At 42.3% G+C, this 21,661-nt stretch carries 19 protein-coding genes; 6 read left to right on the top strand and 13 right to left on the bottom strand.

What is annotated here, in order from left to right; genetic code table 11:
- Positions 1–187: 187 nt before the first annotated feature.
- The 4 genes from AC0YN7_RS15825 to AC0YN7_RS15810 all read right to left on the bottom strand — a co-directional run bounded on the left by AC0YN7_RS15825 (position 188) and on the right by AC0YN7_RS15810 (position 3,913).
- Positions 188–469, bottom strand: coding sequence for a hypothetical protein (locus AC0YN7_RS15825; RefSeq protein ID WP_475810971.1), 282 nt, complete (start codon positions 467–469; stop codon positions 188–190).
- Positions 470–703, bottom strand: coding sequence for a hypothetical protein (locus AC0YN7_RS15820; protein ID WP_475810970.1), 234 nt, complete (start codon positions 701–703; stop codon positions 470–472).
- A gap of 680 nt (positions 704–1,383) precedes the next feature.
- Entirely contained in the window at positions 1,384–2,643 is a 1,260-nt protein-coding gene (spoIIP, locus tag AC0YN7_RS15815) for a stage II sporulation protein P (protein WP_475810969.1), read from the bottom strand.
- Positions 2,644–3,076: 433 nt separating this feature from the next.
- On the bottom strand, positions 3,077–3,913 hold the full coding sequence (locus tag AC0YN7_RS15810) for a phytanoyl-CoA dioxygenase family protein (protein WP_475810968.1): 837 nt from the start codon (positions 3,911–3,913) through the stop codon (positions 3,077–3,079).
- 162 nt (positions 3,914–4,075) lie between these two features.
- On the opposite strand from AC0YN7_RS15810, the gene AC0YN7_RS15805 reads away from it, so the two are divergent.
- Entirely contained in the window at positions 4,076–5,011 is a 936-nt protein-coding gene (locus AC0YN7_RS15805; protein ID WP_475810967.1) for a helix-turn-helix domain-containing protein, read from the top strand.
- Between the two features lie 84 nt (positions 5,012–5,095).
- Here the strand turns inward: AC0YN7_RS15805 and AC0YN7_RS15800 are convergent, their stop codons facing one another.
- From AC0YN7_RS15800 to AC0YN7_RS15785, 4 genes are all read right to left on the bottom strand, one after another.
- Positions 5,096–6,712: an alkaline phosphatase family protein gene (locus tag AC0YN7_RS15800; RefSeq protein WP_475810966.1), complete on the bottom strand. Its 1,617-nt coding sequence runs from the start codon at positions 6,710–6,712 to the stop codon at positions 5,096–5,098.
- Positions 6,713–6,808: 96 nt separating this feature from the next.
- On the bottom strand, positions 6,809–7,786 hold the full coding sequence (locus AC0YN7_RS15795) for a helix-turn-helix transcriptional regulator (RefSeq protein ID WP_475810965.1): 978 nt from the start codon (positions 7,784–7,786) through the stop codon (positions 6,809–6,811).
- A gap of 38 nt (positions 7,787–7,824) precedes the next feature.
- The gene (locus AC0YN7_RS15790) at positions 7,825–9,357 is read right to left on the bottom strand and encodes an MDR family MFS transporter (protein WP_475810993.1); all 1,533 of its coding nucleotides are present in this window, start codon (positions 9,355–9,357) and stop codon (positions 7,825–7,827) included.
- A gap of 310 nt (positions 9,358–9,667) precedes the next feature.
- Positions 9,668–10,513 carry a nicotianamine synthase family protein gene (locus AC0YN7_RS15785; RefSeq protein WP_475810964.1) on the bottom strand — a complete coding sequence of 282 codons (846 nt, stop codon included), beginning with the start codon at positions 10,511–10,513 and terminating at the stop codon, positions 9,668–9,670.
- Between the two features lie 72 nt (positions 10,514–10,585).
- On the opposite strand from AC0YN7_RS15785, the gene AC0YN7_RS15780 reads away from it, so the two are divergent.
- A complete protein-coding gene (locus tag AC0YN7_RS15780) occupies positions 10,586–10,714 on the top strand; it encodes a phage holin (RefSeq protein ID WP_475810963.1) in 129 nt (42 codons plus the stop codon).
- Between the two features lie 33 nt (positions 10,715–10,747).
- Here AC0YN7_RS15780 and AC0YN7_RS15775 read toward each other — a convergent pair whose 3' ends face one another.
- A complete protein-coding gene (locus AC0YN7_RS15775; protein ID WP_475810962.1) occupies positions 10,748–12,670 on the bottom strand; it encodes an FAD-dependent oxidoreductase in 1,923 nt (640 codons plus the stop codon).
- 230 nt (positions 12,671–12,900) lie between these two features.
- On the opposite strand from AC0YN7_RS15775, the gene ku reads away from it, so the two are divergent.
- From ku to AC0YN7_RS15755, 4 genes are all read left to right on the top strand, one after another.
- On the top strand, positions 12,901–13,746 hold the full coding sequence (gene ku, locus AC0YN7_RS15770; protein ID WP_475810961.1) for a non-homologous end joining protein Ku: 846 nt from the start codon (positions 12,901–12,903) through the stop codon (positions 13,744–13,746).
- Entirely contained in the window at positions 13,743–14,624 is an 882-nt protein-coding gene (locus AC0YN7_RS15765) for an ATP-dependent DNA ligase (protein ID WP_475810960.1), read from the top strand. Before ku ends, AC0YN7_RS15765 begins: the two co-directional genes overlap by 4 nt.
- Positions 14,625–14,737: 113 nt before the next feature.
- A complete protein-coding gene (locus tag AC0YN7_RS15760) occupies positions 14,738–15,178 on the top strand; it encodes a WGxxGxxG family protein (protein ID WP_475810959.1) in 441 nt (146 codons plus the stop codon).
- Positions 15,179–15,358: 180 nt separating this feature from the next.
- Entirely contained in the window at positions 15,359–16,888 is a 1,530-nt protein-coding gene (locus AC0YN7_RS15755; protein ID WP_475810958.1) for an FAD-dependent oxidoreductase, read from the top strand.
- A 111-nt stretch (positions 16,889–16,999) separates the two neighbouring features.
- Here AC0YN7_RS15755 and AC0YN7_RS15750 read toward each other — a convergent pair whose 3' ends face one another.
- From AC0YN7_RS15750 to AC0YN7_RS15735, 4 genes are all read right to left on the bottom strand, one after another.
- A complete protein-coding gene (locus AC0YN7_RS15750) occupies positions 17,000–17,749 on the bottom strand; it encodes a polysaccharide deacetylase family protein (RefSeq protein ID WP_475810957.1) in 750 nt (249 codons plus the stop codon).
- A 76-nt stretch (positions 17,750–17,825) separates the two neighbouring features.
- The gene (locus tag AC0YN7_RS15745; RefSeq protein WP_475810956.1) at positions 17,826–18,392 is read right to left on the bottom strand and encodes a YhcN/YlaJ family sporulation lipoprotein; all 567 of its coding nucleotides are present in this window, start codon (positions 18,390–18,392) and stop codon (positions 17,826–17,828) included.
- Positions 18,393–18,559: 167 nt separating this feature from the next.
- The gene (locus AC0YN7_RS15740) at positions 18,560–19,564 is read right to left on the bottom strand and encodes a protoglobin domain-containing protein (RefSeq protein WP_475810955.1); all 1,005 of its coding nucleotides are present in this window, start codon (positions 19,562–19,564) and stop codon (positions 18,560–18,562) included.
- A gap of 200 nt (positions 19,565–19,764) precedes the next feature.
- Entirely contained in the window at positions 19,765–21,660 is a 1,896-nt protein-coding gene (locus tag AC0YN7_RS15735; protein ID WP_475810954.1) for a PrkA family serine protein kinase, read from the bottom strand.
- Position 21,661 lies beyond the last annotated feature (1 nt).

Here is a 21,661-nt window from a genome sequence, read left to right as displayed (position 1 = left end):
AAATTCTTCGTACGCTGATAATTTGCAATATTCGACATGATTAGCCCAAAAACCTTCGAAATTTCTGTATTTTTAAATACTCCTTACTTTCATTTCACCCAACAAATAACGCAGGCTAAACTTCGAATTAGCAATGAGTATAACATCAAACACAAAAAAGCCGACTCATGTATGAATCGGCTTCTAATTAATATTTAAGATTGCGTTTCATTGCGCCATGTTTGAAAGAAGTAATCACATATCGCTCGCCCTGATCCAACACTTTATAGGACACAACATAACGATCGACGATGCAATAATTGGTGCTGCGATATTCACGCGATGGCATGATCGTTCCCATACTGACTACTTTTTCTTCCACCCGCCGAATTAGATTGATCTTATATTCCATCGTCTCTTGTTGTGTGTAATGATCGCTCTTGATCTGCTGGAGTCGGCGCACTGCCGTTTCGGTCCATTGAACAATCAATTACAATTCACCACGCTTTATCGCTTCAACCAGATCATCTGTCGAATAAACTTTCCCTTGCTTAATGTCTTTCTCAGAAGCTTCGATCATCTGTCTAATTTCAGGGTCTGAATCCAGGTCGTCAACGGGATTGTACACTTCATATTCCATACCTGCGATACGAATGAATTCTTTACGGTCTTTATGATAGGACTCAATGACAGTTCCATCAGGACCTTTTAGACTAAATTGCATGATCATCACCCTCCTTTATTCTTGAATTATATCATAATTAGCGTTGTGTCAGTACCATGTTCACGCTGACCGTTGTTATTTTCTGTTCCCCTTTTAATCAGTATTACCAGTTATAAGGAGCGTCTCACGTAACAAAATTCAAAGGAGGTTCAACTATGACAACCTCGGATATAAAGGCATTGGAGCTTCGGGAAAACAAAACATCAGATATATGAAGAAAATATAAGAGCTTTCCTCCCTCATATTCGGAACTGTTATGCTTGTCTAGCCCGAGCGGCAATGAGCGAATGGTTCAAAGGTCTTTAAGCAGTTTTCTGTTTCGGAGTTGCCTTGTCTTATGAAGTTTTTAAATCACAAAAAATATTCGTATACCGTAAGTTTGACGTATATAATTCTAGGAGTTGTTGATCTTTCATGATCGGATATGATGTTGATTTGAATTCAAATTCTTCGATTACGTTCATTTTTCATCAGCCTTATTCGTTAATGTGATAAGCATGCTTTTATACACTAAATACTATTGAATTAATAGTTGCCTAGTTCCATTGTAACCAATAGTAAATGTAAAATATACAATCAGCAACTCTGATTACTTACTCATAAAATAAAAAAAGCCGCGCTCAGCGCTAATTCCAAAATAAAAGGCAACGCAGCTCTTACCCGCTGCATTGCCTCCACATCTATTTTATTGATTTATAATACTCCGCGAACACACCGGCGAAGGCTTCTGCTGATTGCAGGTTTTCTTGTAGTGTGTTGTTTATGCCCCCAAATTCCAGCAGTAAACTCCCGTTAGAGACAGACTGGTTGTATTCCCCATTTCCTTGCTGGGAGCTTTTTAGCAAAACGCCTCTCGATATTCCCGGATATTTTTTGTTCAACAGTGTATGCAACTGTTCGGCGAATTTCTTATTTTCCTTATAGGCTGGATTACCGCCGCCTATGATGAACATAATGCGTGCGTATGTTTTCCCATTAATAGTAACCGTTGTTTTGTTACGCGGAATATCGGCGTCTCGATGAATATCGAAGAAGTAGGACAGTGAAGAATTAGACACGATCGCCTTGTTCACAGCTTTACGTGACTCTGAGTAAGCATGCGAGTAGCCTAATTTCTGTTCATTCAGTTTGCTTGCAAAGTCAGCTTCTTCAACGAATGAAGGGATTCCTTTTTTCTGTAAATGCTGCGCCAGCTGCTTGCCTACCAAAGTAATATTCAATTCTGGGTCATCGAAGGAGCTTCCCTTTGTGTTACGAGCAACATTTTTCCAAGATTCACGATTGTGGGTATGATAGATGTACACCTTACTATCGCTTTGGCTAATATCTCCAGTTTTCACGACCCAATCGGCTACATAAGCAGTAGCTCCACCTGGAAGGGATATTTGATACCAATCCCCTTTTGACCCAACAAGCGGAAACGATTCACCCGGTTTCGCCTTAGCGACAATCTCATAATCAAGACCTGGTCCTTTTCGCAAATTAGTCGTGTCCTCAATGTTAACAACTGTTTTCTTAGCTTGATTGCTATTTTTCCCCTCATTACTCTCTGTTTTTTGTTCACCATTTGAAGTAGGTTCGCTGGTGTCAATCACATCAGTTTCCACGACCCAATTAGCAACATAAGCAGTACCACCGCTTTTAAGCGATAACTGATACCATTCCCCTTTAAAGCCAACGATTGGAAATGAATCACCCGCCTTTACCCTAGCGACAATCTCATAATCAAGACCTGGCCCTTTGCGCAGATTGGTAATATCAACAATATTTGCAACAGTTGCTTTATTTGAAATGGATTTATTCCGCTCGACATGCTCAGCACTCATATTAGTGGACTTTTCTGGCGATAAGCTCTGACTGGACGCATATGATGCATTTGCTCCTCCGGATAATAAAACAAATAGGACGGTTCCACCCAATAATTGATTACGTAGTTTCAAAGGATACTTTCCCCCATTTCAAAAACATATTCTACGTATTTCGACAGCGATGGTGGAAAATCCTTCTAAACTGAAACTTTGCAGCGCGAAAATTTGGTAAATATTTTGAGGATTCAGTCAAACGCCGACTCTAATAGGCAAGATTTGCGAAATAAAAAACACCGCTCCCACTTGATATAGTGATTGTTGTAAGCAATCAACTACCAAGTAGAAGAGGTGTTTCGCACAAATAACAGATTATCTCCGGAACGTATCTCCGAACAGAATCACTCACTAGTTTCACATTTTGAACTTATTTAACATTGCCTATAAGTTGTCAGAGATGAATATATCCTCTCACAGCGATATCTTATCGTTCAATAGAGATCCAGAAGAGAATTCCTGACTACTCTTTTTTCCTTGTCGCCCGGCACATTCCCGCTAGTTCCTTACTCTATCGCTTGTACAACACTGGGAAAAATCCGTTATCGAATAGTTGACCTTTGACAGGACGCGGTCCTAGTAGACGAACGTTGCCATGATTCTGAGGGCTGGCACTGTAGCCCGTTCCGCCCTGCATGACATGCGCTACTATCGCTCGTCTTGGATCATTCGTATGATTCGGTCCAGAACCGTGGAATGTAAGGCCATGATGGAAGCTCGCTTGACCAGCCTTCAAGATGCAAGGCTCCTCGACCCAGTCGCGGCCATTTGAATATTTATTTTTCAATAACTCCATATCCTGTTCGAAGAATGCAGCACTGTCAGGTATCAATCCCCATTTATGCGACCCCAAAATGGTCATCATAGCACCGTTCGTTAAATCAGTATCTTGAAGCGCGATCCAAACGGTGATCATTTCTGGTGTATCCGAACTCTGCCAGTAGCCATAGTCTTGGTGCCAGCCAACATTGCCACTTACGGAAGTTTTGTTCCCGATACCAGGCTTAGAAAGAACCTGATCGTGCCAAAGTCGAATTTCATTCGCCTCAAGTAAATCAGCAGATAGTTCTCCGATGAGCGGATCGGTAACTGTTTTGAATACCTCATCGTTGACCCACCAGCCATTGTCAAACTTACGAAGAGCATCTGGATTGTCGCTAAGCTTAAATGGATGCATAGGCCCAAAGTTCCCATCATAATCACCCGAGTAGATACGGTCTTGTGCTATACGCAAACGTTCGATTTGCTCATCATCAATTAGCTTCGGACTGATCCAATACCCGTCTCTATTAAATGTATCCTTATCTTGCTGAGTAATTTTATACTGGCGATCTGGTTTTAATGTCATTTGTAATCCCCCTTAAAGTGTGTTGCTGTTGATGTTGTTGATATTGTTCTCACAATTGTCATCTTAACTCTTGATGGCCTCGTTTGACGTTCTTATTAATATGAAGTAGGATGAGAAACATAAAAACATGTATAGAAACATCTAGAAAGAGAGTGGATCATTTTGACGGATAATCAGCAACCTCCTGATAGTAGCCTGATTCCCAAAAAAAACGGGGCCGTTGCTGCTACCCGAAACGCGCGTTGGACTTATGATATATACAACAACCCTCCAATCAGACCGGTGCCGGAGTTCGTCTTGTTTGGAAGCGACGAGATACGCAAAGCGCTGCCCCTCTTCGAGCATGAACACCCCGGATGCTACGAATTCGTTCTCGTAGAGCGGGGTAAGGCCTACTGGGAGCTCAATAATGTCCTTCACGAAACACAGGCTGGCGATTTATTCTATACACGCCCTGGAGAGAGACACCGTGGCGGCTTCGACGTCATAGAGCCTTGCAAATTTTGGTGGATCATCATAACCGCCCCCCATCATCAAGGCTGGCTTCAACTCCCTCCTGAAGAAAGCAAGTTAATTGAACACGAGCTATCTCAATTGCCGCGTGTGGTTCATATCGGGTTAAATGCTATTGACTCTTTCAAGAAGCTAAAAAAAACGTTGATGAAAGAAAGTCCTTTGCAAGGGATAGCCATTAGACATGCCATTCTAGACTTGTTGCTTGCATTTATCCAACCTGGTACTGGCAGCAGCACAGTAGCGGTTGATTTATTGCGTCAATTCGATTTGCTGATCGACAAAATCAGCATGGAACCGGAGTGGCGGCCAACCGTTGAGGAGCTGGCCGCATTTGCCGGCGTTAGCGCATCCCATTTTTACCGAACGTTTCAGGAATACACCGGCGAGCCACCAATCACCTTCGTCGAGAGGCTTCGCGTAAAGGAAGCTTGCCGGCAGCTTACGGAATCCCAAGATTCTGTAACAGACATTACGCATCAGCTTGGCTATCAATCGAGTCAGCATTTTGCTACTGTGTTTAAACGTTTCATAGGCGTTACGCCGACCGAGTGGCGCAAAGCGCACAGCGGCGGCGGACAGTAGAACGAGTAAGCCTAATGCCTTCACGAGAAAAGGCAGCCTTGCCCGGTAAATTCCCGCCCGGATTAGGCTGCCTTTCGCCAATCGCTATTTTGTTAACAGCTTAATCATATATGATTTTAAATCTATGATCCTCAAATATTGCGGCTTCTGATCGGTTCCACTAACAATAAGGGGAACTAGTGATTCCGCTTGACCTAGAGATCCGTGGCCTCCGCCGCCTTTATGCGTCGGAGAGCTGCTGGCTGCCAATTCATAGCCCGGCTTTGCAGTGACAACTAAAAAATCACCTTCGTGAGAATGTAGTGCTCCGAACAACCGTTGCAATGCATCAGGATACCGACCATAAGTCAATGTATGTTTCACAGCATTTATTTTCAAGTCCAATACCTCTGCATTTTGTTCGATCGTCCATTTTTGTCGATATGGATCAATAAACTTTCCATTGGCTTTAAATCTGAGCACCTTGGAAGTTTTTCCTTGAATTGCGTAAATCCACTCCTTTTCTTTCCATGAAATGAAATCGATACGAGGATCGGCTTTTAATATATTGGCAATGTCTGATAGTGGTTTATCCGCTTTAAGATTATAGATATAAGCCATGGTTTCATTGACTGCGAGTACGATTTGCGTTTCATCCGTTACTGTTTCGCCTTGACGCAACATTTGATAGTCGCTGAAAAAGGAAGGCAAATCGATTTTCGGATTATTTTGTTCAGAAAATATTTGGGTCATTCCACTATCTCCAACGACAATAAAAATCGCCTTGTTTAATGCTTCCTCTCTCGAACCAAAGCTCTGTAATATAGATTGAAGCTGTCCATCTACTTCTTTGACTCCATCTAGCTCCTTAGGGCCTTTCTTATGAATTTTTTGATCGAGGTCAGGTAGGTAAACATATAAAAAATCAGGTAATTTATTTGCCTTTATTAAATAATTAGCGGTTTCAACAGAAAAACGATTGTTTAAACCCATGCGATTGGTTAAACCGTCAGGCAGCTTTTGAGTGCCTTTAAGTGGATCGGACAATGAACCCAGCGCTAAAAAATCCGGTCCTTTTACAGGAATTGTTTTTGGTAACGAAGCAGGGCCTTGTATCCAGAGTGGGATTGATAAAGTATGATCAGCGTTGCCACGATAAATCAAACCGTTAATACTGCCGGATTTCAACCCGCGCTTTGCCAAGTCCTCGTAAATGGTAGGCAGCTGTCGGCTTAAATGCTTACCATTCAAGTTGATCAACGCGTCAACCAATACCGTGTCAACGCCTTGCTTGATCACCTCCATTGGCCCGGTTCCATAATTAACGAGTTTTTTTTCTTTCGTCGAATACCAGATCAAGCCAGGCACACGATGACCATCCGGATATGTACCTGTAAACAGAGAACTATCTATCGTCACGGACATAGTAGGAAAAGAACTGACCATATCTTTATAATATTGGCCATGTTCAATTAGAAACTGGAAGGTGGGAAGTTGTTCTTCCTTTATGCCTCTATCAATTGCTTGAGCCATTAAAGAATCGATAAGCAGTAAAACGACTTTCTTTTTGTGATCACCGTTTATCGATTTTACTCGGACTAAATCTTGTTCTTTATGTGTTAATCCCTGTTTTTGGCAGCCCGTAGCAGTAATCAGTATAATGAAGATCAGAAAAAAATGACTGAGTTTTTTTGTGTGAATTAAAATCACCAACCTATTCATAATTTGCTTAACACGTATATGATGTTCCCTGATTAAGCTTTTATTCATAGCATTAGTGATTCGTTTTCAGACGTGCGCTATTAATGGTCTTTATATTTAATCATAACCTATGTTTTGGTCAGCAATGTGTCCAGAATCGAGATACAAAGTCGATATTTCTAATGCTATTTTCCTTATTTCTGCAGCAATATGGGCTGGCTCAAGAATAAGTAAACCCGTCTTAAACTGAAGTAAAAAGCCGATTATCCACTTCTCATTAGGAAATGTAGTTCTTACAAGAAGTGAGCTGTCTGGCAGCCTTTCAATCACACTCTCATCAAAATGGTCCGTAGCCGCAACTATAGCCTCACCTGTGAATCGAAGGACAAGATCAACTGTCTGTTGATTTCGAGGCATCCCCCATCGTTCATTCAATTTAGTGAGCGTTATTGTTTTACGGTTGAAGGAGTCTGCAAGAGTCTGCAGATCCCGAATACGGGAAAGTTTGAAAATCCGATAATCCTCGCGGTTCAAACAATAACCATGCAGATACCACGCGTACCTTTTTAACACAAGCCCCATTGGCTCGATGCACCGTTCAGTCTCTCCTCCTTTGCCGTCCGTATAGGTAAACCGGATCAGCTTTTTATTAATGACGGCTTTTTGCAGCGACTCATACTTGTCTCGCTCTACCTCACTTTTTCTCCATGGGGTAAAGTCGATAAGAATTTGATCGCTGTCCGCCAGTCGTCCTTGTTCCGTTTGTGAGACCAGTGCACCAACCTTATCGAGTAAACGTTCCATGCTTGAATGATTCATCGCTTGAGTCGACTGGAGACCTCGCAGTGCGGTAAATAAGGAAATAAGCTCATCAAATGAAAGCATTTGCCGGTCCAGACGGAAGCTATCCATAATTTCATAGCCGCCTTCCCCTCCCGTATACGATACTATGGGAATTCCGGCGAGACTCAAAGACTCCAAATCACGATAAATCGTACGCAAAGATACCTCCATCCGATCAGCCAATTCTTGCGCTTGTACGCGCCTACGATTCAATAAAAGTATCGTGATGGCCATAAGCCGTTCGAGTTTCATTCCCGCACCTCCATTCCAGAATAATTAATTGTTGGTGATTAATGCGAAGACGCGTATCCGTCCGCTTGTACGGCTGGGTCCAGCTTCTCTCTGCTCATGATGAATGCGGCGGCCAGCGCTAGTACTGCAGGGATGAGGCTCCATGCAAAGGTCACGACGATCGAAGACGATAGTCCCTCCGTAATCGTGCTCAGCGCTTTCCCGTCCATAGATTGGCGGATTGCGGGATTCATCAGCACGTACGGGTCGCTGAAGTTGACGTCCGTGGGCATTTTTGCCGCTCCATTGCTACCGAACGCCCTCGTCAGCTTGTCAGTCAGTGAATGGCTCTGAATAATGCCAAATATCGTAATCCCTAGTGTCATGCCGAGCGACCGGTTGAAGTTCAGTGTAGAGGTCGCCGCTCCCCGCTGCGTAACCGGAAACGAATGTATTGCAGCACTGCTGAGTACTGAGAAGGAAGCTCCAATGCCAAGTCCGATCAGGATCATATAAACCGTAATGAGGAACCGCGGCGATTCCGACGTCAGCGCTGCCAGAAGTGCAATTCCAGCGATCAGGATGATGAGCGTTGGAATCAGGATCGAACGGTACGGCAGCTTAGACATCAAAAATCCTCCCACAGTCGCTGTCACTACCGAACCAACCATCATTGGAAGGAGCACAAGTCCTGCGCTAGTCGCAGAGCCGCCCAATACGCCTTGAATGTAAATCGGTATAAACATCGATGCGGTCATGAACGTTGCTCCACTAAGCATAGCAACCAGATTGCTTGTTGTGTAGAGTCTGTTTCGGAACATCTGGAATGAAATGATCGGTTCAGCAGCCTTTCTTTCCACATACACAAGTAGAACTGTGAGAATTACGAAACCCGCAAACAAGCCCAATATTTGAGGGGATCCCCAGGAATATTCTTTACCTCCGAGCTCAACCGCGAACATGAGGCAGATGATCGCCCCAACCAATAGGAAAGCACCAAGAAAATCAATCTTCTGCTTGGAATGCTCTTTGGATTCTTTGTAAAAGAATACAATTAAGACGAAAGCAATTAAACCGAGCGGTAAATTGATGTAGAAAATCCAAGACCATTGAATATGGTCGGTTATATAGCCACCTAGCAACGGAGCGGCAATACTCGACAAACCAAATAGGGCTCCGAACATTCCCGTCATCTTTCCTCTATTTTCAGGTGCGACGACATCAAACATGATCGTGAATGCTATCGATACCATAGCGCCGGCGCCAATACCTTGAATTGCTCTGTAAACACTGAGCTGAACAATTGATTCAGCTAATCCGCATAATGCAGAGCCAATCATAAACACAACGATTCCGAATATAAAAAAGCTTTTTCGTCCATACATATCAGACAATTTTCCGAATATCGGCATGCCCGCCATCTCCGCAATCATATAAGCAGATGTGACCCATACGAATTTGTCGAGACCCCCAATCTCTCCTACAATCGTTCCCATCGCTGTCGCCACAATCGTGTTGTCCATAGAAGCCATTAGAATGGCGAGCAGAAGCCCTGCAACGATAACCCCTATTTTGTTCTGTGCTTTTTTCATTTGAATCCCGTTCCCTTCTTTGTTTAAGTTTACTAGTGAATCCGTATCTGAAGCAATCATAAGCCACCCTTGTTGACAACTGTGTGTCAAGAACGAAATCCAAGCAAATAGTTACTCAACCCTCTTCCATTAGACGAATACGATACTGGTTATTTCCTCTAAACAGCACGAAGACCCTCCACAATGTAGAGGGTCTTCATACTGTGAAAGTGACTTTTTATAGCAAACGAACGTATGTTACAAATAGATTCAAACAGGCTGGCAGATTGATTAAGTGTCCATATGACGCTTTCACCGGAATGTACTACGTTCAACGATTACAAGCAAACCCAGCTGCCGTCTTTTGTGTTTCTAGGATGAGCGTATTATAGATACATTTGTCCTGGTATATCGAATTCACCTTCCATTCCTTTAACAGGTTTAGATCCAGAGGATAATTGAACAAAGACTTCAATTCGTTCCCGTATCGTACGATCATTTTGCAATCAGGATGGACTCCAGATTTTAGTTCCTCTATAATCTCAAGTTTCTCTGCAACAAGAGATGCAATAAAAATATGTGTGGCCGCCCTCAGAAATTCGGAGTTTCTCAAGTGACTGTCCGAATAATGAACGATCCCTTGCAACCCCAGAAAGCTAGCTAATTTTCTTCCGTGATGAACGGCTTCATCGTCAATATCCGTGCAAATCACCTCCGCAGACGTTTCCCTCGCAATAATAAAAGCTGACATAGGATAAGCGCCGGCGCCGATAAATAAAACTTTGGATGTCCGGTCAATATGCGCATATCTCCATTCTTCTTTAACGGATGCAGATAGAAGCGACATATACTGATTCACATTCCTTTTTTCAGTGTATGCTCCAATTGATCTCATTTTTTCAATCATACATAATGCATTAGCGGATGTTTCTCTTAGGCGTTCCGAGCTGTGCTTGATGTCTTCACGGCCTCCCCATTGTTTCCATCGTTTCTCATTTTCCTCGCAAACAATAAATTGGCAAAGATGATCCAGCTTCTCACTTAGAAGCTCTATTCCTTCCGGAGCGTTAATAGCTGTTATCATCAATTGATTGATCTCATTCTCAAGTGAGTTCAAATAAAAGAGCAGATCCTCATGACTTTGGATACCTATCCCCTCCTTCTCCTCCAAATTCATGCCAACATTAAACACTAGGAGTATATGAGAGAGGGTAAGGCATCCATGCCTTAATCAATCAGGTGCTGACATATGGCGAGTAAAGCCTATAAAAAACGACTAAGAAATTATGGTCTATGGATTTCGATCGTCGCACAGCTTCTTTTGCTGGTTCAATTGGTCTCACCGCTTTTCGGGTATACTTTAACTAAGGAAAAATAAGCGTCGCAGCCCTTGCATTAGCTGCATTCCTATTTACTTGAATTTCACTCCAACAACATTTTCAGCTACTTCCTTCAGCATCATAAAGGTATCGCCATCCGTTAATTTTTGTTTATTTTTGATGCCGTCAATGGTAGCTTCACTTAAAAAACCTTTACTCTGCAATGCAGCCTGTGATTCATCAAGTGTTATATCTAAATCCAATGCTTTAGCTATTGTAAAGCTTGCTTGCTGCAAAGTAAGTTCTGCATTTGCTGGCTTTGCCACATCTTTCAACGACGCGGCTAAGTCGTCTTCAAAAAAAGTCGGATACATCTTCCTCATCCCACTGACCTTATTCACCATACGCTGTGGATTGGATGCTTCATCCAAATTAAATGCAGTGTTGCCGTAAGACCCATAAGCAATTCCCATAGAAACGGCAGCCTTGAGCCCTTGATATGACTTGTGCTCCATAAAAGACTGAGGCTTCAACGTATATTCCTCAAGGACCATACCCTGTTCCGTAAGTTGCTTCTGCAGTTCGGTAATAAATGATTTATTTTCGGCCAATTGCCGAAAGGTTATCCCCTTGTCTACAGCCAATTTGACTGCAGCGCCAGCGGCCTGACCCTCCGCCATTCCAGTAGGAATAACGCGGGCACTTCCATGAGCAAGTGTATCGTAACTAGCAGAACGTCCCACAACAAGCAAACCGTCCACATTTTGCGGCACAATGCTTCGGAAAGGAACCGCGTACCTTAGTGGGTCTACGGGAATCGCGCCGTTATCGCTTGGTGAAGTTTTCTGAATATCGGCTGGATAAGAACCGAGGGCGATTCTGTCCCACTGGTCACGATTTTCCAACAGATCAACAATACTCAATCGGTATAGACCGATCATGTGCCGCGTCTCACGAACGTATAGCTCAGAAGCAATTCCATCCAGCTCAGCATGCTTAAATTCAGGGAGTTTATTTAAAAATTTCACGACATTAGGCAGCTCATCACGCGCAATCTCTAAAGCTTCCTTATGCGAGTCCGGATCTAATCCATCTATTCCGAAAATATGCAGCGCATTAATTAGAATCGTACCATCATTTTGTCTGCCTATATTCAGACCCCGCATCATCGCGCGCTCCTTGTTAAGCGGCACATATTGTTTCATTTCTTTGCCGTATCCCCACGCTGACATTTTATCGGAACCCGTACCCTCGTCCCCATCATCACTAAGTCGCTTGGTAATAAGCTTCCAAGCTTTGTCATCGATGTTTTTCAAGCGGAAGACGGCAGTCACTGCCATCGCTGATTCCTTGTCCCCCTGATCCTCGCGTCCGATCGTAAATGCAACGCCGGCAGCAGCCGCAATGTCAGCATCCTGAGTAGCGTCTATAACTGCTTTTGCTAATATGTTTTGCTTTTTCCCGTCTTTATCTGTAAGTATAATGCCTTCCACCAACATCGATTTATCGTCCTGCTTGACCATTGGCTCAATGGCCTGCGATTTCATATAAAGATCGATATTTTCCTCTGTGCTGACCAGCTTATTGAACTCATTTGCTGCTGTCGTAACATCAAAGGAATGTCCTTCAATTTTATTGTACCATTCAGTAAAAATACCTTGATTTAAGTGCTCTTGTTCCTTAGTGGAGAAGCTTTTTTTCGGCTTAACCCAGTTCATATCAATACTGTTCAACCATCCAATCGTCATTAAACCACCCAAAATTTCACGATCTCTACTATCTACCAACAATGTTTTCAAACCATTTCGCGCACCGGAAACAGCCGCACTGATCCCTTCCGGATCCGTCCCGACAACAATTAAATCGTAGCTTTCCTGAAGCTTGTCCACCGAATTCACTTTCGTAAGCTCTTGCTTCTTTGCACCACTCTGTCCCTCTTGTGAGTCTGACGAGAAACAACCTCCTGCAGCTATCATCACAACGACCAGCACTACAAACATCCATTTACGCATCATCAATCTGCACCTCTGCCCTACAATAATCATTTGTTTTTATCAATATCAATAAACCCTATTCTACAAATGAAAATTTAACATCTTATTAACACACACGCAGCAATAACTTAAATAAATCTTAATTATTGTTGCTAGATATGTGCACGCAGGCTAAATAAAATCAATCTATTTCCGTATAACTCGTACCTTTTTTGAGCATCTTAATCGAAAAAAGATAAGGCGGGAAATAGATGCATACTGTTTGGAAAGGTGCAATCAGCTTTGGACTCGTACATATCCCAGTTAAAATGCATTCAGCGACAGAAGATAAGGATATTCACTTCCGCAGCCTTCATAAAGAATGCGGTATGCCGATATCTTACGCAAAGACATGCCGTCATTGTGATAAGGAAATTGGGCTCGATGAGATTGTAAAGGGCTTTGAATACGAGAAGGATAAGTACGTTATTATCAAAGAAGAAGAGCTTGATCTTATCAAGCCGGAATCGGCGAAAACAATTAAAATAATCGATTTTGTAGACCTTACAGATATCGATCCGCTTTATTTTCAGAAAGCCTACTATCTCTCGCCTGATATGGCAGGCTCCGGTGCTTATAGTCTCTTATTGGAGGCAATCAAGCAAACTGGAAAAATTGGAATCGCTAAAATATCGATTCGCAGCAAAAGCAGCCTAGCCGCGATTCGCATCGTTGATAACTGCTTATGCTTGGAAACCATGTTTTTTCCTGATGAGATCCGGTCGATATCACAAGTTCCTAATTTGCCAGGTCAAACGAACGTTAGTGAAAAAGAGCTGTCGATGGCCATTATGCTTGTCAATCAACTAAGTGATAAATTTGAGCCTGAGAAATACACAGACGATTACCGTAAAGCCTTAATCGAATTAATTGAACAGAAAATTACTGGCGAGAGCATAGATATTATTGCACCATCAGCCGCTTCTCGCTCCAATGTCATTGACCTTATGGCCGCGCTGCAAGCCAGTCTCGATGCTACAAAAGCACCTCCAGTTACTGATGCGCCCAAAAGAAAGCGGAAAAGCCCAAACAAGAAGGCTGAGGATCATGTATCATGACACTAATGCCGCTGCCCTCCATACCTATGGCTCCCGTTACCTCTCCTGATATCCCAACGGGACCTGAATGGGGATACCAAGTAAAGTGGGATGGTGTTCGCACTTTAGTGCGGCTCGATGGCAACGGAGGCGTAGAACTATTTTCCAGACGGCTTGAGCCTCGAAACGATACTTTCCCTGAAATCGTAGCGCTGCTTAAGACATTAAGGCTCGGTGCTTGTATACTTGACGGTGAGATCGCATATTTCGATGGAACAAGGCCAAACTTCCAACGAGCTCGCTTAGGCGTAAGGAAACGCTCTTTCGATGACTCCTTGCTTTTCGTCGCATTCGACATTCTAAATGATAATGGCTTGGATCTGCGCTCCCTCCCTTTCCAAGAACGATACGATCTGCTTGCCGCTAAATTCCCGCATAAGAATCCTCGACTATTCGTTAGTGATTTATTTTTCGACGGGCAGTCTTTATGGGAATGGCTTAATGAACGTGAATGGGAAGGGATCATTTCGAAGCGATTAGACAGTCCTTATACGGAAGGAAAAAAACATAAGGATTGGTTTAAAAAGAGAAAGGAATTACGAATTATCGCAGACGTTGTCGGCATTAAATTAAGGAATGGACAAGTTTCCAGCCTTGTGCTGCAGTTCGAGGATCGATACATAGGTCATGTATCAGGGCTGGACAACGCATCAAAAAAGGTACTGATGCAATTTATGCAGGAGCATCCCGGGGTTTGTCCATTTCAAACACTTTCGCAAGGGATGAAGAAGTCAGATATCGTCTGGCTGAGTGTTCATTTTCCATGCCTTGTTACTGCATTAGAGTTTACGGAATCAGGTCTGCTTCGCCAGCCTAAATTAATTAAGTTTGGTAATTAATAAGCTGAAATTACAATATCAAGTGTGTTCATTACTTGAATCCATCGTATAAATCATCCCCCCCATGTAGAAAATAAGCTCGTACTTAAATCTAATTGAGGTGGGGTAAGTAAATGAAGAAAGTAATACTGTCATTCAGTTTTATCGCTTGCTTGATGCTGCTCTCCGCTATTCCTGCTTTTGCAAACAACATGAATTACAGCACTAACACACCTGCAACTGATATTAAAAACGATGTGAATCGCGGTATCAATGATGTCAGCCGAGGCGTGAACGATGTCACTCGTGCAATAGGAACAGAAGTGAATCCAAATAACTACAATAACTACAACTACAACAACAGAACAACTACACCTGGCTATACTGGAACGAACATGAACTATAATAATTACAGAACAAATGCAACTGGTTATACTGGAACAAATGTGCACACAAATAATTATAAAGCAAAAGCGACAGGAACTAGAGGCTATAATTGGGGTTGGATTGGTCTTTTTGGCCTTTTTGGATTAGCAGGCATGAGAAGCCGTGGACGCGATGGTGACCGCGCTTAGAAACTGATTTGATTTTCTTCATACTAACCATGAACCCCTGTCTAGATAAGACAGGGGTTCATGGCATTAAGATATTTTCGAATGAGCTTTCCAACTCATTCAAGTAATACCGCTTAAACGGAATATAATTTTTAAAATCGTAAACATTAATGATGCCATTAATCGAGGAGGATACAAATTATGACTAGCCCCATTCAGTTTCCACAATTTCCAGAATCCTATTGGATTGATTCAACTGAAATACCAGCCTTCCCAAAGCTTGAACAATCTGTTGAGACAGACGTTACTATAGTCGGTGGAGGCCTAACCGGGATAACAACTGCATATTTGCTTAATCAAGCAGGATTCAAAGTTATTCTATTAGAAGCCGGCAGATTACTGAATGGAACAACCGGTCATACGACTGCAAAAATAACAGCACAACATGATTTAATCTATGATGAATTGATGAAACGTGAAGGAAATGAAAAAGCATCCCTCTATTACAAAGCTAATGATGACGCCCTTCGATTTATTCAAAGTACTATTGAAAAATTAAATATCGTTTGCGGCTATTCTGCTCAAGATGCTTATATGTTTACCAATTCTGAAAGCTACATAACTAAATTAGAAAATGAAATGTTAGCATATGATTTGCTTAAGATACCAGGTACATATATGGACCACATTCCTTTACAGGTACCGGCTAAAGCTGCCGTTAAAATGATGAACCAAGCCCAATTTCATCCTCTTCATTATTTAAGCGCTCTAGTCAAAAAAATAGTTGATGCGGGAGGCATCATTTATGAGAACACTACCGCAATTGACGTTGAGACAGGGTCATTGCCAAAAGTAATGACGAGCAGCGGGCACCAGATTACTTGCAAGCATGTAGTGTCATGCACACACTTTCCATTTTACGATGGCCTTGGCTTTTATTTTGCAAGGATGCATGCGGATCGCTCCTATGTACTAGGGATCAAGGTTAAGGAGGACTACCCAAGCGGTATGTATTTAAGTGCTGAGGATCCTAAGCGTTCAATTCGTTATGTTGAGTTAGAGGATCGAACTAAGCTCATACTCGTCGGCGGACAGAGCCATAAAACAGGTCAAGGTATATGCACAATCAATCATTATGAAGAGCTGCAGAGATATGCTAAAGAACAATTTCAATTGGAAGAAATCGCATATCGATGGTCCGCTCAGGATCTAGTAACAGGTGACAAAATCCCTTACATCGGTCGAATTACCGCCTCCTCACCCAATATTATCGTTGCTACCGGCTACCGAAAGTGGGGTATGACAAACGGTACCGCAGCTGCATTGCTTATTCGTGATTTGATTTTAGAAAAACAGAATCCGTTTGAAGAGCTCTATTCGCCCTCCCGTTCCATGTCGTTGAACACAATGAAGAATCTCATTATAGATAATGCAGATGTAGCAAAGCATCTCATTGAAGGTAAGCTGGAAATTATCCATAAGCAGCCAGAGGATCTAGCTAATGACGAAGGAAGCATCGTAAAAGTTAACGGTCGTAGAACAGGTGCGTATAAGGATAAAGATGGTAATCTATTTCTCGTAGATACAACATGTACACATATGGGCTGTGAAGTTGAATGGAATAATGGGGACCGGACATGGGATTGTCCTTGTCATGGTTCAAGATTTTCAATTACTGGAGATGTTGTGGAAGGGCCAGCAGAGCGACCATTAAAGTTGATTTCTCAATAGTGAATTTATAAAGCCGTCAGGTATTTATACCTAACGGCTTTTATATAATTCTATACTTTAATGCTGAGAGTAGTTCGAGTATCCTATATTTTGAAAAATTATTCGAATTTGTTATTTTGTAATCGGTATACTCTTCTTGCCTTGCATTAATTCAGAAACAGTAACAAATTCGAACCCTCGTTGGTCAAGCTCATATAAAATCTTTTCCAACGCTTTAACCGTCTGCATCGAGCCCGGTATATAGTCATGCATCAGCACAATATCTCCATTTCGAGCGTTATTGAGCACTTTATTAATAATTTGATTCACGCCTGGGCTTTTCCAATCATTCGTATCCTGATGCCAGGACCATAAAATCGTCTTATAACCAAGCTCAGTGGCGATATGTATCGATTGATCATTATAGTAACCACCAGGGGGACGAAATAAATGAGGTTTTTTTCCCGTTAATTCTTCTAAGGCCTTCTCCGTTTTCAATATTTCCTGCCGAATGGTGTCGGAACTAATTGATCGTAAAAAATAAACATGGTTGTACGTATGATTCGCAACCTCATGACCTTCAGCCACTTCCCGTTTTATCATTTCGGGATAGCGAATAACCTTATTTCCAAGCACAAAAAATGTTGCTTTTGCATTGTATTTATTCAACAAATCAAGTATTTTCTCTGTCGTTTCAGGATAAGGTCCGTCGTCAAAGGTCAGCGCTATTTTCTTATCCTCCGTCGGAACCTCCCATATTACCTCCCCGCTTTTTTCATAAAAAAGACGGTCTTTCTTAACCGGATATCCAAATCCGCATAAAAGAATAACAGCTAGCAACATGCTGCATCCTGTAAAACAAAACGATCGCCATTTTTTCAATTTGAAACTCTCCTTAGAAAGAGAATAGGAGTCGACAGTTCATATTGAGCTGCCGACCCATTATTAAATCATGTATTTATCGCAAAGGCATTGTTACTGCTTCTCCGATATCTCGGATGATAAGAGCAACATCATTTCCTAACGTTTTAATAGGATGACCTGTTGACATGTTTGTATTCAGTGATCTAATTTTATCATGTAATTTTGGCTCAGATGTTACGTGAATTTCGTACTGCGGATATTGACCTTTCAACGCGGCATACACTTGTTTCTCTATAATTGATTTTTTCCCCGTATTGTCTACATCGATGCCAACAACAGCTTGTCCGTTATTCACAACGGCAGTCGCTTCTTTAACACCGATAACTTTTCGAGCCCGCTTCGCCAATTCATCCGCTTCTTGCTTAGGGTTTAACGTATTCGCCTTACTATTCATCGAATTGAACCTATTGTCTTTTGTGCTTAAATTGCCATCGATTATTTCCTTATTGTAGGGCGTCGTTTTATGTTCCATACGGCTAACATTATCTTTTGTTCGCAATGTATTTTGCTTCGCTGAATACCCTTGACTGCATGCGGATAACGATAAGCCTAATGTAAGCACCATAATTGACGTAATTATTGGTTTCAGTTGTTTTTTCACTCGTTTACACCTCCGTTTTGATATTGATAAGGTTAACTAAATTCGAAGTTGCATACATGGGAAAACAATCTGAATCATGTAATTAAACCAGACAAGCGATAAAAATCACACAAAATAAAAACAGGAATCCTCCTGTTGTGAGAATTCCCGTTCATTATGAAGTGTAATTAATTCTTATTAAGCTGCTGCAAATCCGTTGTTACCTTATCCACCATATGAACGAATGAAGCCAGCTCCTTAGAGCGTGCTGCTTGATTGCGTGCCTCGGCGGATGTTTGCTCTGATTCAGATCGCACCTCGGATAGCTTTTTGTCGATTTCAACAAGCTTTGTTTGGATACCCTCCTGTGCATTACGCGACGAAGCAGCCAGCTTTCTTACTTCATTCGCTACAACCTCGAAACCGCGTCCATGCTCTCCTGCCCTAGCCGCTTCTATCGCGGCGTTGAGCCCAAGCAGGTGCGTTTGATCCGAAAATCCGCGAATGAGTGTACCCATTTCCGTAATACCGTCCAGTTCCTTTCGAAGCCCCTCTAACAAGGTGTGCGTCTTATCCTGGGATTGTGAAGTCGAAATAGCTGTAGCCGCAATAGATTGCGCGCCCTCGTCCAGCTCAATCATAAGCGATGCCAGCTCTTGCACCGCATTCGTTACAGTAGACAGCATCTCTGTTTTCGTATCCGCAAGCTCTTGTATTTTTAATTGTTCATGCTGTTGATAAGCTTCTAGAACAAATTGTGCATCGAGATTAAACATCTTGGTCAAAGCATATACCACTTCTCGCCACTGCTCTGGCATCATCTGCTTCAGCACAATCGTTGCAATATCCAAATAGGTCATATAAGTTCCCAAATACCAATTCGTCGTTAAGCCAATTCGGGAATGTACGGCTCCGATTTTTATCCGATTATCTATGTAAGCCTGATCAATTACTCCATCTGTGAGAGACATCCAATACAATCGTTGTGTCTCCTTCAGCCTTTCAATGCTGCTTACTCTTGCTATAAGTGCAACTAGTTCAGGATGCCCACCCACATTGTCATAAAATCGCTCAACCACTTCTTCTACTACTTTTTGGAATATAGTTCTGCAATCAGCCAGACACTGTAAATCCTGATCCGAGATCCCAATGTAATCTAGTTGCTTCTTGCGTTCTGCCGATACCTTAATCAATTAGCCCGACTCCTTCGATGTGTGATGCAAATCACTGTCATATACAGTATATCGGATTAATTTCTTTTTTTATATTAGTTTTGAACATTTCTATAAATTCAAATATATATATTTCATGAAATTTGAACAAAAGCCGACAGACAACTGTCCGTCGGCTATGCTAAGTATGACTTTGCCTGCATCTTAGCTTCATGATTAAATTAACGATTCAACAAGCTTCCTACATAACGAAGTAATTCATTCGCACATACCGGGCAATACCCATGCTCGTCAATAAGGCGCTTCGTAACCTCATTAATTCGTTTCAATTGACTCTCATCCGGTGTTTTTGTTGATGTTGTTATTTTCACAATATCCTTTAAATCGGTAAACAGCTTTTTCTCAACCGCTTCCCTTAGTCGTTCATGACTTGTAAAATCAAATTTCTTCCCTTTGCGTGAATAGGAAGATATTCGGATCAGAATCTCTTCTCTGAAAGCTTTCTTTGCATTTTCCGATACACCGATTTGTTCTTCAATCGAACGCATCAGACGTTCATCCGGATCCATCTCTTCGCCAGTCAAAGGATCTTTTATTTTGGCCCAGTTGCAGTACGACTCAATGTTGTCTAAATAGTTCTCAAACAGCGTTCGCGCAGACTCCTCGAAGGAATATACGAACGCTTTCTGAATTTCCTTCTTCGCAAGTCCATCATACTCTTTCCGAGCGACCGAAATGAAATTGAGATGCCGCTCCCGCTCTTCCTTCGTAATGGAAGGATGCTGATCAAGTCCATCCTTCAACGCCCGAAGCACATCAAGCGCATTAATGCAGTGCATATCCTGCTTGATTAAAGCACTCGAAATACGGTTTATGACGTAACGCGGATCGATGCCAGTCATTCCCTCTTCGATATATTCATTCTGCATTTCCTTTAAATCAGCTTCCTTAAACCCTTCAATTTCCTCGCCATCATACATCCGCATTTTTTTCACTAAATCCATACCCTGCTTCTTCGTTTCCTTCAATCTCGTCAGAATAGAGAATATGGCAGCAGCTCGTAAGGCATGAGGTGCAATATGAATATGCCTCATATCACTTTGTGCGATCAGCTTCGTATATATTTTTTCCTCATCCGACACTCTCAGGTTATAAGGAATCGGCATGACGATCATCCGTGATTGCAGCGCCTCATTTTTCTTGTTGCTTATAAATGATTTGTACTCCGTTTCGTTCGTGTGAGCGACGATTAGCTCATCCGCGCTAATTAAAGCAAATCGGCCCGCTTTGAAATTTCCCTCTTGTGTCAGCGAAAGCAAATTCCATAGAAATTTCTCATCGCATTTCAGCATCTCTTGAAACTCCATCAAGCCTCTATTCGCTTTATTAAGCTCACCGTCAAAACGATACGCGCGTGGATCAGACTCCGAGCCGAATTCAGTAATAGTTGAAAAGTCGATGCTGCCGGTTAAGTCTGCAATATCTTGAGATTTCGGATCGGAAGGACTGAACGTGCCAATTCCAACGCGGTTATCCTCTGAAATAAATACACGCTCTACGAGCACGTTTTCAATAATACCGTTGTATTCCGTCTGCAGCCTCATTTGGCAGGAAGGACATAAATTGCCTTCAATTCGAACGTCAAGCTCCTTTTCGATTTCTGGGCGCAGCTCATGCGGGATAAGATGCAGCGGATCTTCGTGCATCGGGCAGCCCTTAATCGCATAGACCGCTCCGCGCTGCGTTCTTGAGAACTTCTCTAGACCTTTTTTGAGCATCGTAACGATTGTAGATTTTCCTCCGCTGACCGGCCCCATCAATAATAAAATCCGTTTGCGAACATCAAGCCTACGAGCCGAGGAGTGAAAGTACTCCTCAACAAGCTTCTCTACCGCATGGTCCAACCCAAAAATTTCTTGTTCAAAAAATTTGTACTTCCTCTTTCCATTAACCTCTTCTACTCCATAAGACTCAATCATCTCATAAACACGCGAATGTGCGGTCATAGCCGGTGACGGGTCCTGCCTCAACAATGCAACATAGTCCTTAATTGATCCTGTCCATGCAAGTTTCTCGCTCTCAGCCTGATAATCCGATATTCGTTTGAAAATATCCATA

The sequence above is a fragment of the Paenibacillus sp. J31R122 genome, from assembly GCF_056269185.1.
The sequence above is the reverse complement of the archived record's forward strand: the minus strand, read 5'-3'. Positions and strand labels throughout refer to the sequence as shown.